The 259-nt window shown below is 64.9% G+C and carries 1 pseudogene; it reads right to left on the bottom strand.

The window, feature by feature from the left end:
- Positions 1 to 259 (bottom strand): annotated as a pseudogene (locus AC0IXA_RS27710) (4-alpha-glucanotransferase); the annotation flags it as partial.

Here is a 259-nt window from a genome sequence, read left to right as displayed (position 1 = left end):
TGCATCGGACTGATCGCCAGCGCATCGGCGCCGCGTTCACCCGCTACACGAACCAGGTCCTCCAGCGCCTGCGTATCGCCAAAACCACCGTCACCCGGACGGCGTAGCGAATACAACTGGGCGCTCAGACCCCCAGCGCGCGGGATCGGGCTATCGACCGCATCGGCGACGCTGAAGCAGCGTTCAGGCGCCACGGCGAGCGTGAAAGACTGATCGGCGATATGCACTTGCTGGTAACCGACCGGAATCAAGCCGGGCA

Source organism: Pseudomonas sp. AC083 (assembly GCF_979253165.1).
The sequence above is the reverse complement of the archived record's forward strand: the minus strand, read 5'-3'. Positions and strand labels throughout refer to the sequence as shown.